Raw genomic sequence first — 15,767 nt, 5'->3', positions numbered from 1 at the left:
AATGGGCAACGAGGGGGCGTCGGACATACAGGCCGAATCCAATTTGTCAGGACAGCGAACTAATGCTGACTCATGGCCGCCGTCAAGAGCCACAACTCGGGATGTTTCTCCTAGATATAGGTATTATATTACGTATATTTTCTACGCCACAAGTCGATTTGTTCTAGACATTTACAAACTCGACCGAGCGTGCTTGTCTTGCCCTTCGGCAGTGGAGCCTCGGCAGAGAAGCCCTGGGATGAAAGGAATTCGCATGAAGCGGATCGGCACAGCGTTGGCGGCCATTCTGATGATCGGATCCGGCCTCGTGTCGGCCGGTGCAGCGACATTGCGGGTCGGTATTCAGGACGATCCCGATGCGCTCGATCCCGCACTCAGCGGCACCTATTCCGGCCGATTCGTGTTTGCCGCGCTGTGCGACAAGCTCGTCGATATTTCCCCCGACCTCAAGATCGTGCCTCAGCTGGCAGAGGCCTGGGATTGGGCTGCGGATGGCAAGTCGGTCACCTTCACTCTGCGCAAGAACGTCACGTTCCACGACGGCACCGCGTTTGATGCTGCGGCGGTCAAGTTCAACATCGAACGCATGAAGACGATGCCGGATTCGAAGCGCAAGGCCGAACTCGCGCCGATCGTCAGCGTCGAAGCCCTCGCAGCGGACAAGGTCAAGTTCAACCTCTCTGAACCGTTCGTGCCGTTGCTTGCCAATCTCAGCGATCGTGCCGGCATGATGGTATCGCCGAAGGCCGCTACGGAGAGAGCGGGCGAATTTGCAGCTGCACCGGTTTGTGCCGGCCCGTATCAATTTGTCGAGCGCAAGTCGCGCGACCTCATTCGCCTCAAGAAATATCCTGGCTACTGGAACGCCGGGGCCGTCGGCTACGACGAGGTCGTCTATTACTACGTACCCGACTCGACCGTACGCTTGTCGCGGGTACGAGCGGGCGATCTCGAGCTCGCGGAACGCGTAGCGCCAACCGATCTCAAGACCGTGCGCGACGATCCCAACCTCACACTCCATGCCGGCCAGGGACTCGCAGTCTCACATCTGATGTTCAATGTCGGCGCAGGCGCGAAGGCCGACACGCCACTCGGCAAGAACCCGACGCTTCGACAGGCCTTTGAGCTCGCGATCGATCGCAATGTGATCAATCGCGTTGCCTTCAACGGCGAGTTCCTGGCGGACAATCAGATGATTCCGCCGTCGTCTCCGTTCTACGATTCTGCTCACAAGGCGCCGGCTCGCGACGTTGCCAAAGCCAAGGCCTTGATCGCAGCAGCCGGAATGACCCGCGTTCCGGTCGAGATCTCATACGAGAATGCGGCTGGCGACTCACGTGTCGCACAGATCATGCAGTCGATGGCGGCCGAGGCCGGCTTCGACGTGAAACTATTGCCTATGGAAACGACCACCGCGATCGAGCGCTACCTGAACGGCAATTTCGAAGCCTACATCGGCAACTGGAGCGGCCGTCCCGACCCGGACCCGACGCTGGTCGCCTTCTTCAGCTGCAGCGGCTCGCAGAACGTCAACAAATACTGCAACAAGGATCTCGATGCGATCCTGACCCAAGCGAGGGGCGAGGCCGATGACGCCAAGCGCAAGGCGCTCTACGCGAAAGCGACCGATATTTACTTAACGGCACTCTCGTCGATCCCGCTCTATCATCCCAACTGGTTCTTTGCTGCCCGCAAATCGGTCGGCGGCATCGTCATGGTGCCTGATGGGCTCCTACGCCTTGTGGGCGTCAAGCCAACGAACTGACGCACGACACTTTCTCCAGATGACGACTCGTCTGTTCCAATGAAGACCCTGCTTCTGCGCCGTCTTGCCGTCCTGCTGCCGACCCTGTTGCTGGTGTCGATGATGGTGTTCGGTCTGCAGAAGCTACTGCCTGGGGATCCGGCGCTGGCGCTCGCCGGGGAGGAGCGCAATCCCGAGGTCATCGAATTTCTTCGGCAGAAATATCGCTTCAATGAGCCGATTCCGGTGCAATACGGCATCTGGCTAAAGGCCTTGGTGCATGGCGATTTCGGCACCTCGGTTCGCACGCGACTGCCGATCGGCACCATGCTCGTAGAAAAGCTGCCGGTGACGATCGAACTTGCGGTCTTGTCGATGCTGGTCGCGCTGCTCGTCGGGTTGCCGATCGGAATCATCGCGGCACTGGGGCGTGGGACACCACTCGACTATGGTGCCAGTCTTTTTGGCCTCGCCGGACTTTCCATTCCGCATTTCTGGCTAGGGATCATGTTGATCCTTCTCTTCTCGGTAAACCTCGGTTGGCTACCAGCCGGAGGCTTCGTGCCACCAACCGAAAGTGTCGGCCGGAATCTGATTTCGATGCTTATGCCTGCTTTGGTCCTGGGGACCGGCACAGCTGCGATCATGATGCGCCATGTTCGCGGCGCGATGATCGAGGCTATGAAGCAGGACTATGTCCGTACCGCCCGCGCGAAGGGCGTCCGCGAACATACCATCGTGCTGCGCCATGCTCTGCCGAATGCGCTGATCCCGGTGGTCACGCTGGGCACGTTGCAATTTGGCGAGCTACTGGCGGGCGCGGTCTTGACTGAGCAGGTCTTTTCGATTCCCGGCTTCGGCAAGATGGTTGTCGATGGCGTGTTCAGCCGCGATTATGCCGTGGTTCAGGCGGTCGTGCTTTGCACGGCGGCGGTATTTCTGCTGATGAGCCTCGTTGCCGACGTCGCCTATGTGCTCCTCAATCCGAGGCTGAGGTCATGAGCACGATTGAGGCCGCACCGGTCCCTGCCCAGATGCGAGCAGCCGGGCGCTCTGAAATTCGTCGCTTGCTACGCGAGCCGTCAGCTCTGATCGGTGGCGCGATCATCTTGTTCTTCGTCATCTTAGCAGTATTCGCAGCATGGATTGCGCCCTACGATCCGAATGCACCGGACTGGATAGCGATCCGCGCCGCTCCCAACGCCGCGCATTGGTTCGGCACGGATGATCTCGGCCGCGACGTGCTGTCCCGCGTCATCTTCGGAACACAGGCATCGCTTGCAGCCGGCCTGGTTTCTGTGACCGTTGCGGTGCTGATCGGGCTGCCGTTCGGTCTGGTAGCCGGCTATTTCGGCGGCGTTACCGACATGGTGATCTCGCGCGTTGCGGATGCGCTTCTCGCCTGCCCATTTCTCGTCCTGGCAATTGCACTGGCAGCATTCCTGGGTCCCAGCCTCCAGAATGCAATGATCGCAATCGGCATTTCCGCGATTCCGGTATTCGTACGAGTTGCGCGTGCCGAGACGCTGGTTGTCTGTACCGAGGACTACATTGCGGCAGCGCGCGCTCAAGGGCTCGGTCATGTTGCTATCCTGACCGGCCAAGTCCTACCGAACGTGCTTGCACCGACCATCGTCCAAGCGACTCTCACCATGGCGATTGCAGTTCTCGCCGAGGCGAGCCTCGCCTTTCTTGGTCTTGGTCAATTGCCTCCGGCTCCCTCCTGGGGCGCTATGCTCGATGTGGCTCGGCAATTTCTCGGCGAGGCGCCGTGGATGGCGCTATTCCCAGGTCTCGCAATCATCGCTCTCGTCATCGGCTTCAACCTAATCGGCGACGGCCTCAATAGTGCGCTGAATCCCAGGCACTAGACCCGAATGGATATGCAGGCGAGTTCCAGAACCACTCCTCTCAGGATGAAGCCGCCGTCATTTGTGAAATGAGCGATCCTGAACGCCTTGTTGTGGCGATAGCCGACCTATCCTACTCCGCGGTCAGCCTGTTGGGGCACCACCCGGGTAGAAGGGCGGGATCAACCGCGAACGGTTGCTTCATCTCCGGCGCGGCGATTTATCGGCGTCGATACTCTTGAGTATATCGCCCGCTCTATCCCGGAACGGGCGCTTCTGCGTCCAGCAAGCGCGCCGCTTTGAGGTCGCCCCAGAGTGCGGTTGGCACTGAGGCGGTCAGCGCAGCTACATTACGCTCGACCTCCTGTGCATCATGCGCCCCAAGCACCACGCTAGCAACAGCCGGATGACCAAGGGCGAAGTGCAGTGCGGCCGTCGGCAACGGTACTCCATGAGCTGTGCAGATACGCTGGATTTCGACGACCTTCGAAAGGATGTGCGGCGGCGCATCCTGATAATTGTACTTGGCGCCCTTGGTGGCGCCCGTCGCCAGAATCCCCGAATTGAACACACCACCAAGGAGCACCGCGATGCCCTGCTTCAGTGCCAGTGGCATGAACTCCTCGAGTGCCGGCTGCTCCAGCAGGGAATAGCGTCCGGCGAGTAGCATCACCTCGAAGGAGCCGGCCCGCGCAAAACGCACGCACATGTCCGCCTCATTGACGCCGATCCCGATGCCCGCGACCACGCCTTCGGAACGAAGCTTGTCGAGCGCTACATAGGCTCCGGACATCGCCTCCCGAAAGCGGTCTTCGATCGCGTTTTGGCCGTGGGTCCACACATCGACATCATGGATCAGCAACAGGTCGATACGGTCGGTGCCAAGCCGCAACAGCGATTGCTCGACCGAGCGCATGGTGCCGTCGTAGGAATAGTCGACAACGGCCCGGTGCGGCTGTCCACCGACGAACCCGGACCGGGTCTCGGGCTGGTGAAAAGGATCCATCCAGCGACCGGTCTTTGTGCAAAGCACCACATCCTTGCGTGGCACGCGCCGGATCGCCGTTCCGCAGCGATGTTCCGACAGGCCATTGCCATAGTGGGGCGATGTATCAAGCAAATTGATGCCGAGCTCGAAGGCGCGGCTTACGGCAGCAATCGCAGTCTGGTCGTCGAGCTCAAGAAAGAGATCGCCCAGTGGCGCGGTTCCGAAGCCGAGACTGGTAACTTCAAGCCCGGTCCGGCCAAGTTTGCGACGCGGCAACGCTGATTGCGAAACCATGGTGGATTCCTCTCCCCTTCTCCGCGCCTCGCTCGCGCGCTGGTCTCATTGGCAACGACGCGCAGGGTATGAATCTGCCGTCACATGTCAACGCGAAGAATGGGCGGCCCTCGCAAGGGATTGTGCAACGGCGAAGCTGGCCATGGCTGGCCTTTCGTGGTCGCATCCAAGCGAGTAACGAAAAAAATGACACTCAGGGGAAAGTGTGAACGCTGTGCGAGGCTGACCGACCCCCGCTTGCTAAAGGTGACTTCGCCGTCATGATGACTGTAGAAAACGTCGCTATCGCCTGCAGCTGCTCGCTCAGCAGCTCCAAAGCGCGATCGGGTATCGCACTGCGATGGCGGCTGGCGAACGTGCCACTTGCTTGACACGTTCTGGAGCGCCAGTCTCTAATCTGCCTCAAGGTCCTGCGGTTGGACAGGCAATACTTTGCTACCCAACAAGAACAGGATCGACGGCCCACTCGGCGACTGTCGGGTCATGGGTGCGGAAGCCAAGATAATTTCCTGGGAGGGAACAATGGACAGACGCCAGACGCTCAAGCTGATCGGTGGCACGGCCGCGTTGGCCAGTGCCGGTTTTCCGGGCTTTGCCTTTGGGCAAGCCCAGAAGGAAATGGTCACGGTCGTGAAGATCGCGGGAATTCCGTGGTTCAACGCACTTGAAAAGGGAATCCAGAAGGGTGCGAAGGATTTCAGCATCAATGCCACTATGGTTGGACCGGCGAACGTCGATCCGGCGCAGCAAGTAAAACTCCTGGAAGATCTGATTGCCAAAAAGGTCAACGTGATCGGCTTGGTGCCGCTTGATGTAAAAGTCTGCGAGCCCGTACTGAAGCGCGCCCAGGCAGCCGGAATCAAGGTCATCACGCATGAGGGTCCGGAACAGGAAGGCCGCGACTGGAATGTGGAATTGATCGACTCCGTTCGCTTCGGCGAGGTGCAGATGGAACGTCTCGCCAAGGACATGGGCGGCGAAGGCGACTATGTCGTCTATGTTGGGACTCTCACGACACCGCTCCACAACAAATGGGCCGACGCCGCGATTGCCTACCAGCAGAAGAATTTTCCGAAAATGAAGCTTGTCGCCGACCGCTTCCCGGGCGCCGATGAGATCGACACCAGCCAACGTACGACCCTCGATGTGATCAAGGCCTATCCGAATCTGCGTGGTATTCTCGGCTTCGGTTCGAACGGACCAATTGGGGCCGGCAATGCCGTGCGTCAGCAACGCCTTGGCAAGAAAATCGCCGTGGTCGGCACCGTTCTGCCGAGCCAAGCGAAGTCTCTTATCGCTGATGATACGATCCGCGAGGGCTTTCTGTGGAATCCGACCGATGCAGGTTACGCCATGGTCGCGGTGGCCAAACTCGTGCTCGATGGCAAGCCGATCACGGATGGCGTCGATGTACCCGGCCTTGGCAAGGCCGCGGTCGATGTTGCCGCAAAGCAGATCAAAGTCGACAAGATCATGCGCATCAACAAGGAAACGATCGATGGGCTGATCGCCGGGGGGCTCTAGGCCGAGACCGGTTTAGCCACCTCAAGGCACTGCATTCCCGGCTGTTCCGGTCGGGAATGCAGTATCACCAGAGCGATCGCGAGATCCATTGCAGGCGAAACTTTGACGACTTTCCTGGAGATGTCTGGCATATCGAAGCGCTTCGGTGGCGTGCACGCGCTCCGCGACGTCGATCTCACTCTGGAAGTCGGCGAGGTGCATTGCCTGGTCGGTGAAAACGGCTCCGGCAAGTCCACCCTGATCAAGATCATCTCGGGCGTAGAAGCAGCGGAGCCCGGCGGCCGGATCACAATTTCCGGCAAGGAATATCCCAGACTGAACCCGGTCTACTCCACGCAATGCGGCATTCAGGTCATCTACCAGGACCTATCGCTATTCCCCAACCTCACCGTCGCTGAGAATATCGCGATGGCGCACCATCTTGGCGGCCTTCATTCGGTGAACTGGGCTTCAATGCGCGCCACCGCGAAGGCCACCATGGCAAGGGTGGGCGTCGAGTTTGACCCAGACGCGAAAGTCTCAGAACTCAGCATTGCCGGACGCCAGCTCGTGGCGATCTGCCGGGCCTTGGCAGCGGATGCCAAACTCCTGATCATGGATGAGCCGACGGCATCGTTGACCCGCCACGAGGTGAACGCCCTGATCGCGCTCGTGAGCGAGCTGAAGCGCGCTGGCATCTGCGTCGTCTTCGTCAGCCACCGCCTCGACGAGGTACTTGAAATCGCAGAGCGCGTAACGGTTCTGCGGGATGGCGCCAAAGTTGGTACTTTTGCTGCAGACACAATTGACGGGCGCAAACTTAGCCACCTGATGACCGGCAAGTCCTTTGAGTATCAGGTACAGGCGCCTGAGCTTGCCGCTGGTCCGGTCGTGCTGGAAGTAAAGGACCTGGGCCGCCAGGGTGAGTATGAGGACGTAAGCTTGCAGTTGCGCGCAGGGGAAGTGGTCGGTCTCACCGGTCTGCTCGGCTCGGGTCGAACCGAACTCGCGTTATCGCTGTTCGGCATGAAGCCGCCCGATCGCGGCACCATTTTGCTTGACGGGCAACCGATCGAGCTCCGAACGAACGCAGAGGCGATCCATCGAGGGATCGCCTATGTATCCGAAGACAGGCTTACGCTTGGTCTCATCCTAAATCAGTCCGTCACCGCAAACATCACGCTCACGGTGCTGGAACATCTGGTTGGCGCATTGGGGCTGATTGCCGCACGCGCGCGACAGAGCCATGTAGCACGCTGGGTTGCTGAACTCGGGATCAAGGTCTCCAACCCGGCCAACGCGGTGAAGACCCTTTCCGGGGGCAATCAGCAGCGGGTCGTGCTCGCCAAATGGATGGCGACCGGCCCGCGGGTACTTATTCTCGATAGTCCCACGGTAGGCGTCGACATCAGCGCCAAAGACGGAATTTATGAAATCATCCGACGGTTGGCCCGCGACGGGGTCGCGGTGCTGATGATATCAGACGAAATTCCCGAGGTCCTTTATCACAGTCATCGCGTGCTGGTGATGCGCGAAGGGCGCTTGACAACCGACGTGGCTGCTGCAGCCACTTCCGAAGATGCACTGCGGCAGGCCGTCAATGCCTGAAGTGCGCGTTGCATCATTCGACAGGTTTCGTCGCAGCCATGAGTTCTGGCTGTTGATGGTTATCCTCGGACTCTGCGCCAGCCTGGGCTTCGCGAATGCGCAATTCCTGACCATGCAGAATCTGTTTGATCTGCTGACCTCCTACGCCTTCGTCGGCATTTTGGCGCTCGGACTACTGGTCGTGCTGATCGCTGGGGGAATCGACATCTCATTCACCGCGACGGCGTCGGTCGCACAATATGTTACACTCTCGCTTGCCAATGCTTACGGAGCGAACTGGATCAGCGTCTTCGCCATCGCGATTGGGATTGGCGGTGCGCTGGGCGCCCTCAACGCGATCTTCATCCAGAAGCTTCGGATACCATCGATCATTGTTTCGGTCGCAACGCTGAACATTTTCTATGGGCTTCTGATCTTCTTCACCGGCGGCAAATACATCTATTCGTTACCCGACTGGTTTGCGACCGGAATATTCTGGTTCGAATTCGAATGGGGCAAGGATAGCTCATACGGTGTCAACCTGCAGATCCTCGCACTCGCGCTGGCATTTCTCGTCACTTGGCTCCTGCTTAACCGAACCAATATCGGCCGGCAAATCTATGCCATGGGAGGCAATGCAGATGCCGCGCAGCGACTTGGCTTCCACGTTTTCGGCCTCAACATACTGGTCTATTGCTACATGGGCGTCATGGCGGGAATCGCTTCGCTGATCCAGGCACAACTCGCCCAGTCCGTTGCCCCGACAGTGCTGGTCGGCAAGGAACTGGACGTGGTCGCGGCCGTCGTGCTCGGCGGCGCCAGCTTGATGGGCGGCGTCGGCACGGTTTTCGGCACGTTTTTGGGCCTGACGCTGCTCGCGGTGCTCCAAAATGGAATTGTTCTGCTGGGTGTCTCGTCCTACTGGTCGCCGTTCTTCGTCGGTTTAGTAATTCTCATTTCGGTGTCGGCGACTGCCTGGTCGCAGCGAGAGCGGCGAACCCGGAGCGCGCGCCAATGAGCAACGCGCCCGGGCTCTCACTTCGCCGGCGAATGGTCGGCTTCGCCGGTAGCGGCACGGTCGCCACCCTCACCCTGCTGTTGTTCGCGCTCTGGGTGGTGTTCGCGATCACGATCGGCGACCGTTTCTTCTCGGTCAACACGCTACAATCTATGGCCTTCCAGATGCCAGAGCTCGGCATCCTTTCACTTGCGATGATGCTGGCGCTGCTATCCGGCGGACTCAATCTTTCCATCATCGCGACCGCCAATCTGTCCGGACTGACCATCGCTTTCCTGCTGACGCATTACATCCCGGGGAGTCAGGGCCTTGCCTGGGTCGGCATTCAGGTGCTGGCAATCGCGGCAGGATTTGCCGTCGCCGCGTTGGTCGGCCTTGTCAACGGATTTGTCATCGCCTACCTCGGCGTTTCGCCGATCCTGGCAACCCTCGGCACCATGACACTCTGCAAGGGGCTTGCGATCGGCCTGACACGCGGCAACGTCATCTCCGGATTTCCTGAGCCCATTGTTTTCATCGGCAATGGAACGGTTTTCGGGGTACCTTTTGCGCTGATCGTGCTAGCGCTCTGCGCCTTGCCCGTCGCGCTCATGCTAAATGCAACGCCCTTCGGAGCGAGGGTTTACATGATCGGCTCTAACGAGAAGGCAACCCGCTACTCCGGCGTCGATACCCGCGCCGTCCTGCTCAAGCTCTATGTTCTCTCGAGTCTGCTCGCCGGTGTGGCAGCGGTAGTCATGCTGGCCCGCTTCAATTCGGCCAACGCGGCCTACGGCGAAAGCTACTTGCTGGTCACCATTCTCGCGGCCGTCCTCGGCGGCATCGATCCGTTTGGCGGCTTCGGCAAAGTCGGCGGGCTATTGCTTGCGCTGATCATCCTTCAGGTGATCTCCTCGGCATTCAACCTTCTGAACCTCAGCCAATTCCTCACGCTGGCGATCTGGGGTGGAATCTTGATTGCCGTCGCGGCGGTTCCTCATTTCGCCGGCAAAGCGCCACGGTAGCCAGCGATGATACGCTCGCCACTTATCGCGGTTCTCGATATTGGCAAGACCAATCTCAAATTGCTGGTGGCGAGCGAGGATGGCTGGCCGCTCGAGACGCATTCGATCCCGAATGTGCCGAACACGGCAGGACCATACCTTGCATATGACCTTGCTGGCCTGGAAGAGTGGTTCCTCGACACCTTGGCCGTGGTGACGCAACGCCATACCATCGGCGCGGTGATCACGACCGCGCATGGGTGTGGCGCTGTTCTTGTCGATGGTGAAGAGCCGGTTCTGCCGATGATGGACTATGATGCCATCCCTCCGCCGGCAATCGATGAAGCCTATGCCCAGATCGCGCCCGGCTACGATGAGGCATTCTGTGGAATTGCGGGCGCGATGCGGCTCGGAAAGCAGCTGCTGTGGCAGGAACACGCATATCCCGTCGAGTTCGCCCGCGCAAAAACCTATCTGACGACCGCTCAGTTTTTTGCCTTGCGGCTTGGCGGACGTGCGGCCAGCGAAATTTCGCAACTCGCGGCTCAGAGCCACATCTGGGACCTCATCCATCATCGGCCCTCTTCTCTCATGTGTCACCGCGGCTGGAGCCATCTACTGCCCGACCGCGTACCAGCCGGTGCAGTGCTAGGGACGGTTTCGGAGTCCGTAGCCCGGCGTACCGGCCTGGCGCGTTCGACCGAAATCCTCTGCGGCGTACACGATTCAAACGCCAACCTGTTTCGCTACAAGGCCGCCGGCATGGCCGATGCCTCGATCCTATCGACCGGCACCTGGATGATTGGCTTTCAGCGCGGCCTCCCCCTGGACAAACTCAATTGTGCGCGCGCGATGGTTCTCAATATCGATGTCGATGGTGAGAATGCACCTTCGACATTGATCGCGACCGGCCGCGAATACGACCTGATCCGCGGGCGGAATTGTGCGACTGATGCAGCCGTCCTCGCCGCATTGCCCACCCTGCTATCGAGGCGGACCCTGGCGCTCCCCTCGTTCGTCGACGATGATGGACTATTTCCGGGCGCCGCTCGCCGCGGTCGGGTGATCGGGCCGCCCCCCGAAACGCCTGCCGAAATGCAGGCATTGGCCGTGCTCTATGCAGCGTTCAGCGCAAACCGCTGCCTTGATGCGCTTGAGAGCTCAAAACGCATCATCATCGATGGTGGCTTCGCCGCAAACTTGCCCTTCGCGCGCTGTCTTGCGAGCCTGCGACCCTCGCAGAGCGTCTGGGTCAGTCAATCTCCGGACGGAACGGCGCTTGGCGCTGCGCTGCTGTGGCGGCGATTCTCGCGTACGCTTCCGGTTTCAAGTGTGGCACTTGAAGCCGTCACATCACTCGGCAACGATGGGTTCGAACTGCGCGACCTTTCCGCTGCCTACCAGTCCTGGATCGCTTTCTCGGAGCCCGCCTTATGACAGACCACAATCATGCCGATCTTCGCCAAGGCATTGTCGATACCTGCAGGCAGATGAATCGAAACGGCCTCAATCAGGGCACATCCGGCAATCTTTCGCACCGGATTCCAAACGGCATGCTGATCACGCCTACGAGTCTGCCCTATGATCGAATGCAGCCAGAGGACATTGTTGCGATGGATTTTGCCGCGAACTACCGAGGCAACCATCGGCCTTCATCCGAATGGCGCTTTCACCGCGATATTCTGCGAGCACGCGAGGACGTCAACGTCGTGCTCCATACGCATTCTACCTTCAGCACAACTCTCGCCGTTCACGAGCGTAGTATTCCCTGTTTTCACTATATGGTCGCAGTTGCGGGCGGCAACGATGTCCGTTGTGCGCCCTATGCTTGTTTCGGCACGCAGGCACTATCAAACTACGTCCTCAAGGCACTCGAAGATCGCAACGCTTGTCTGCTTGGCCATCACGGCTTGATCGTGACGGCCCAGACTTTTGAAAAGGCCCTTTGGCTCGCCGTGGAGGTGGAGACGCTAGCGAAGATGTATGTCCATGCGTTGGCGATCGGTGAGCCGCCGCGCCTCAGCGACGCTGACATGGCGCAGGTACACGAGCAGATGAAACGCATGGGATACGGCCAGGCGCCTGACCTTGACGATGTCGGCGATGTTCCACGTGCCTTACCTGGGTCACAGGGGGCAGCACATTGACCGTGGATTTGATGGACAGCCGTGACCGAGTTCACTTAGAAGCAGCCCACGCAGAACGAAAGACGTGGCTGGATGTGCGGGTTAGACCAACTGTCGCAGTTCCTGGACAGAAGACGTGAACGAAAATCGCCTTCGTAGAAATCTCGACCTATCCAACCCAATGGACAAACGACTATCATTACCAGCGTTTCGATTTAGTAGTAGCCCGCGCACAGATCGCCATTCGCGACCAAAAGCTCATCAGCCTTGCGTCCATCCGTGGCCGCCTTGCTGCTTTCCAAGTTATACATTCAAGTAAAACTCGATCGCGCGGTCAGCTGCTCTTGTAGCATTCACAACGAGTTGCAGGCGGCGCTTTACAGGAGTTTACGCCTATCTCGGCGCTCAAATCTACCCATGGCGGCTCGACCTGGACTGGCGCTGGCACCAGGCAGCCCTCGACTTCGGTTGCATGCTGAGCATCAATCCGGACGCCCACTCGATCTCCGAACTCGACCACATGCACTGGGGCGTCCAGATAGCCCGCAAGGGCGGCGTCCCTGCCGACCGGGTGCTGAATGCGATGACGCTCCCGGAGATCACGCGCTACCTTCGCCAGAAGCGGCGCCCGCTCGCCCGCGCCGCCTGATGTCGCAGGGGCACGATCTGGCGCTCGAGGGCAGGGTCGTGGCGGTCGCCGCCGATCGCGGCCATCACTTCAGCAAACCAACTCGGGAGCGCATAATCCTGGTGGAAGGCCACGGCGTCGAAGGCGACGCTCACGCCGGCCCGTTCGTCCGGCACCGCTATTTGGCACGCCGCCGGCCCCGTCTGCCCAATCTCCGGCAGGTCCATCTTATCCCATCCGAACTCTTCCCGTCTCTCCTCGAAGCTGGCTTCGAGGTTGGCGCTGGCGACCTCGGCGAGAACGTCACCACCGCCGGATTGGGGCTCGAACGAATGCCGCTCGGGACCCTAATCGAGCTCGGGCCGTCCGCGGTCGTCGAGCTGACGGGCCTCCGGACGCCCTGCGTCCTGATCGACCGCTTTCGAGCCGGTCTCAAGCGGCAGGTGCTCTCGTCGGCGGAAACGGGCCCTCCGTTCAAGTCCGGGGTGCTGGGCGTGGTCCGGGCCGGCGGGACGGTCGTGGCCGGCGACAGCGCGCGGGTTCGCCTTCCATCCTTCTCGTTTCGGCCTTTGCCGGCGCTATAGGGAGCCCCTGCCATGGCCCGAAAATCGACCCTGCCTCTTCGCCTGCGGCCCATGCTGGCCACGCTGACGGATGCACCGTTCGACGATTCCAACTGGGTCTTCGAGGACAAATTCGATGGTTTCCGCATGGTTGCGGAGATCCGGGGTGGTCGGGTCGCGCTCTACAGCCGCAACGGTAAAATCATCAGCCACTCGTATGTCGAGGTCGCGAAAGCGCTGGAGGGCGTGAAGGCGGACGCTGTGATCGATGGCGAGCTCGTAGCGATCGGCAAAGACGGCGCATCCCATTTCCAGTTGCTTCAGAACGCCCTGCGCCATGAGGCCAAGCTCTTGTACTGCGCGTTCGATCTCATGTTCGCGGACGACGAGGATCTGCGCGCACTGCCGCTCTTGCAGCGCAAGAAGCGGCTCAAGACCATCCTGCCGCGCCACAAGCTGATCGCGTTCAGCAACCACCGCAAAGGCAAGGGAACGAAGTTCTTCGCGGAAGCCGAGCGAAGGCATCTCGAAGGCATCATGGCCAAGCGCGCCGACAGCCCGTACGCGTCCGGACGCCGGACCGCTGACTGGCTGAAGGTGAAGACCGCCCAGCGGCAGGAGGTCGTGATCGCCGGCTTCACGGCGCCTAGGCGAACCCGGCCCTTTTTCGGCGCGCTCGTCCTGGCAGTGCGCGAAGATGATGGATGGCGGTACATCGGCCACGTCGGCACCGGCTTCAGTCACCAGGTTCTCGAAGAGCTCCACGGAAAGCTCATGAGCCTTAAGACGGCGAGGTCGCCCTTTCCTGCCAAGGTAAAGGATGAGCGGGTCACGACTTGGGTACGCCCTTCGCTGGTTGCAGAAGTGAAATTTGCGGAGTGGACCAGCAAGGGCGAGCTGCGTCAGCCGGTCTATCTAGGCCTGCGGTCCGACAAAAAGGCCAAGGAAGTCGTTCGCGAAAAGAGTTGGTCGCGGAAATAACTCCGAGCCGACGACCCGGAATTCAGACGGTTTCGCGCTCGGATGCCGAAGGCCACGGCGGTAGCGACGGCAACCGCCGCCGCCCGGCGGCCGTGATTCTGACCAAGGCTCTGGCCCTGAAATGGGTCTTGGAAGACATCCGCGTCAACGCGGTTGTGCCCGGCTATATCGAAACGGCGATCAACGCCGCCGGCCGGACTGATCTCGCGCATTATCAGCGCATCGCTGACCGCACCGCCTTCAAACGCTGGGGACAGCCGGAGGATATCGCGGGCGCGGTTGCGTTCCTCTGCATGCCGGCGTCGCGATATGCGACCGGCACTGTCGTTACCGTCGACGGCGGATTTCTCGCGGGCTAGCCTGGAGCCTTGGGGGAGCACGACCTCGTCTCCCTACGGTAGCGCTCAGGCAAAACGGAGTATTGGTCGGCTTCGTCTTGGAACTCACCAAGCAAGTCGCCGAGACCTCGACCGAAGAGATCCCGACTATACCCGCCGCAATTATTTGGGTCTCGAATTCCCAGGAAACTTTCTCGGCGAAGTCGCTTCTTCAGCAACTATCGAGGTCAATCGAGTGATCGGCTGGGATCGAGCCGCTGTATTGTGGCTGCGAAGGTCTTAAGTTGATACCATCAGCGATCGCTCGATCCCTACATGGATCGAGGTGGAAATCGCCTAGTCTTTCGTTCTGGAGAGCGCCGGTACGCGCGAGCTGCTGATCTTTTGATGCCCACCAGAACAGCGATATCTCCTACGGTACGGAGACCTGCGACGAGCGTCGCATCAGTGGTTTGTTTCCGGCAAACTGATCGGCAGCTCGAAAGCAAACCTGGCACCGCCCAGCGTCGATTGATTGTCGGCCCAGATCCGTCCGCCAAGTGACTCAATGATCGACTGGGCGATAGGCAGATCAAGGCCCATGCCGGACTCCTTGGTCGTGAAAAAGCTGTCGAACAGATGTGGCAAGTGCTCCGGGTCGATACCCGGTCCGCTATCTTCAATAATGCAGCTTACCACTTTGGCGTCGACTAACTCGATACGAATGCCAATCCTCTTCTGAATTATTCCGCTGCTCGTAAGCTCCTGCAAAGCGTTCGTCAAAAGATTCACCAGCACTTGCTGCAGCTGAGTGCGATCGCCGGCAACCATTGGAAGACCGTTGTCCAGGTCCAACGATACGTTCACATCCTGCACATCGAACTCGTGCTGCAGGAAGGCCATGGACTCTTTGACGATGTCGGCGAGCTCGAACTCCGATTGCCTGACCGTACCGCGAGTTGCCATAGCGCGGATCCGGTCGACGATTTCAGCCGCCCTTTCGCGCGTCGGTGACGACACGCCTGACGAACACTTGCGCCTTCTCCACATTCGGGTCGAAGCGGTCTCCTCTTTGGCTTTGGCCGACTGTCAGCCAATACCGTCAGCGATGGCCCGCAACCCATTGATAGTCCGGTTTGCCATTTGTCGATGTCCAGTCTAGCTGATCCGGAAGTTCGGTGACGC

Annotated in this window: 14 protein-coding genes and 1 pseudogene; 13 read left to right on the top strand and 2 right to left on the bottom strand. The window is 59.8% G+C overall.

From position 1 onward, the window contains the following. Nucleotide 1: 1 nt before the first annotated feature. From L6639_RS36860 to L6639_RS36850, 3 genes are read left to right on the top strand one after another with little or no spacing between them, the layout of a single operon-like run. Entirely contained in the window at nucleotides 2-1,765 is a 1,764-nt protein-coding gene (locus tag L6639_RS36860; RefSeq protein ID WP_237866401.1) for an ABC transporter substrate-binding protein, read from the top strand. Between the two features lie 39 nt (nucleotides 1,766-1,804). Then, complete coding sequence (locus L6639_RS36855) at nucleotides 1,805-2,746, top strand: ABC transporter permease (RefSeq protein ID WP_237866400.1); 942 nt, start codon at nucleotides 1,805-1,807, stop codon at nucleotides 2,744-2,746. Beyond that, nucleotides 2,743-3,615, top strand: coding sequence for an ABC transporter permease (locus tag L6639_RS36850; RefSeq protein ID WP_377802940.1), 873 nt, complete (start codon nucleotides 2,743-2,745; stop codon nucleotides 3,613-3,615). The genes L6639_RS36855 and L6639_RS36850 overlap by 4 nt, the downstream gene beginning before the upstream one ends. A gap of 235 nt (nucleotides 3,616-3,850) precedes the next feature. On the opposite strand, the gene L6639_RS36845 is transcribed toward L6639_RS36850, so the two are convergent. Next, the gene (locus L6639_RS36845) at nucleotides 3,851-4,876 is read right to left on the bottom strand and encodes an aldo/keto reductase (RefSeq protein ID WP_237866399.1); all 1,026 of its coding nucleotides are present in this window, start codon (nucleotides 4,874-4,876) and stop codon (nucleotides 3,851-3,853) included. Nucleotides 4,877-5,398: 522 nt separating this feature from the next. On the opposite strand from L6639_RS36845, the gene L6639_RS36840 reads away from it, so the two are divergent. The 10 genes and pseudogenes from L6639_RS36840 to L6639_RS43135 all read left to right on the top strand — a co-directional run bounded on the left by L6639_RS36840 (nucleotide 5,399) and on the right by L6639_RS43135 (nucleotide 14,624). After that, entirely contained in the window at nucleotides 5,399-6,400 is a 1,002-nt protein-coding gene (locus L6639_RS36840; RefSeq protein ID WP_237866398.1) for an autoinducer 2 ABC transporter substrate-binding protein, read from the top strand. Between the two features lie 102 nt (nucleotides 6,401-6,502). After that, entirely contained in the window at nucleotides 6,503-7,987 is a 1,485-nt protein-coding gene (locus L6639_RS36835) for a sugar ABC transporter ATP-binding protein (RefSeq protein ID WP_237866397.1), read from the top strand. Next, the gene (locus L6639_RS36830) at nucleotides 7,980-8,984 is read left to right on the top strand and encodes an ABC transporter permease (protein ID WP_237866396.1); all 1,005 of its coding nucleotides are present in this window, start codon (nucleotides 7,980-7,982) and stop codon (nucleotides 8,982-8,984) included. The genes L6639_RS36835 and L6639_RS36830 overlap by 8 nt, the downstream gene beginning before the upstream one ends. After that, nucleotides 8,981-9,988, top strand: a complete 1,008-nt coding sequence (locus L6639_RS36825) for an ABC transporter permease (protein ID WP_237866395.1) — start codon at nucleotides 8,981-8,983, stop codon at nucleotides 9,986-9,988. Before L6639_RS36830 ends, L6639_RS36825 begins: the two co-directional genes overlap by 4 nt. Nucleotides 9,989-9,994: 6 nt before the next feature. Beyond that, the gene (locus L6639_RS36820) at nucleotides 9,995-11,404 is read left to right on the top strand and encodes an FGGY-family carbohydrate kinase (protein WP_237866394.1); all 1,410 of its coding nucleotides are present in this window, start codon (nucleotides 9,995-9,997) and stop codon (nucleotides 11,402-11,404) included. Further along, nucleotides 11,401-12,114 (top strand): class II aldolase/adducin family protein, encoded by a 714-nt coding sequence (locus tag L6639_RS36815; RefSeq protein ID WP_237866393.1) that lies wholly within the window; start codon nucleotides 11,401-11,403, stop codon nucleotides 12,112-12,114. Before L6639_RS36820 ends, L6639_RS36815 begins: the two co-directional genes overlap by 4 nt. A 391-nt stretch (nucleotides 12,115-12,505) precedes the next feature. Next, nucleotides 12,506-12,742, top strand: a pseudogene (locus L6639_RS36810) (DNA polymerase/3'-5' exonuclease PolX); the annotation flags it as partial. Continuing rightward, nucleotides 12,742-13,305, top strand: coding sequence for an MOSC domain-containing protein (locus tag L6639_RS36805; RefSeq protein WP_237866392.1), 564 nt, complete (start codon nucleotides 12,742-12,744; stop codon nucleotides 13,303-13,305). The pseudogene L6639_RS36810 and the gene L6639_RS36805, both read left to right, overlap by 1 nt. 12 nt (nucleotides 13,306-13,317) lie before the next feature. Then, nucleotides 13,318-14,265, top strand: a complete 948-nt coding sequence (gene ligD, locus L6639_RS36800) for a non-homologous end-joining DNA ligase (protein WP_237866391.1) — start codon at nucleotides 13,318-13,320, stop codon at nucleotides 14,263-14,265. Continuing rightward, nucleotides 14,163-14,624 (top strand): SDR family NAD(P)-dependent oxidoreductase, encoded by a 462-nt coding sequence (locus L6639_RS43135; RefSeq protein ID WP_338076575.1) that lies wholly within the window; start codon nucleotides 14,163-14,165, stop codon nucleotides 14,622-14,624. The genes ligD and L6639_RS43135 overlap by 103 nt, the downstream gene beginning before the upstream one ends. A 423-nt stretch (nucleotides 14,625-15,047) precedes the next feature. Here L6639_RS43135 and L6639_RS36790 read toward each other — a convergent pair whose 3' ends face one another. Next, entirely contained in the window at nucleotides 15,048-15,602 is a 555-nt protein-coding gene (locus L6639_RS36790) for a sensor histidine kinase (RefSeq protein ID WP_237866389.1), read from the bottom strand. Nucleotides 15,603-15,767: the final 165 nt, after the last annotated feature.

Source organism: Bradyrhizobium zhengyangense (assembly GCF_022012555.1).
Classification (GTDB): domain Bacteria; phylum Pseudomonadota; class Alphaproteobacteria; order Rhizobiales; family Xanthobacteraceae; genus Bradyrhizobium; species Bradyrhizobium zhengyangense.
Note: the sequence above shows the minus strand (reverse complement) of the source record. Positions and strands in the feature narration are given on the sequence as shown.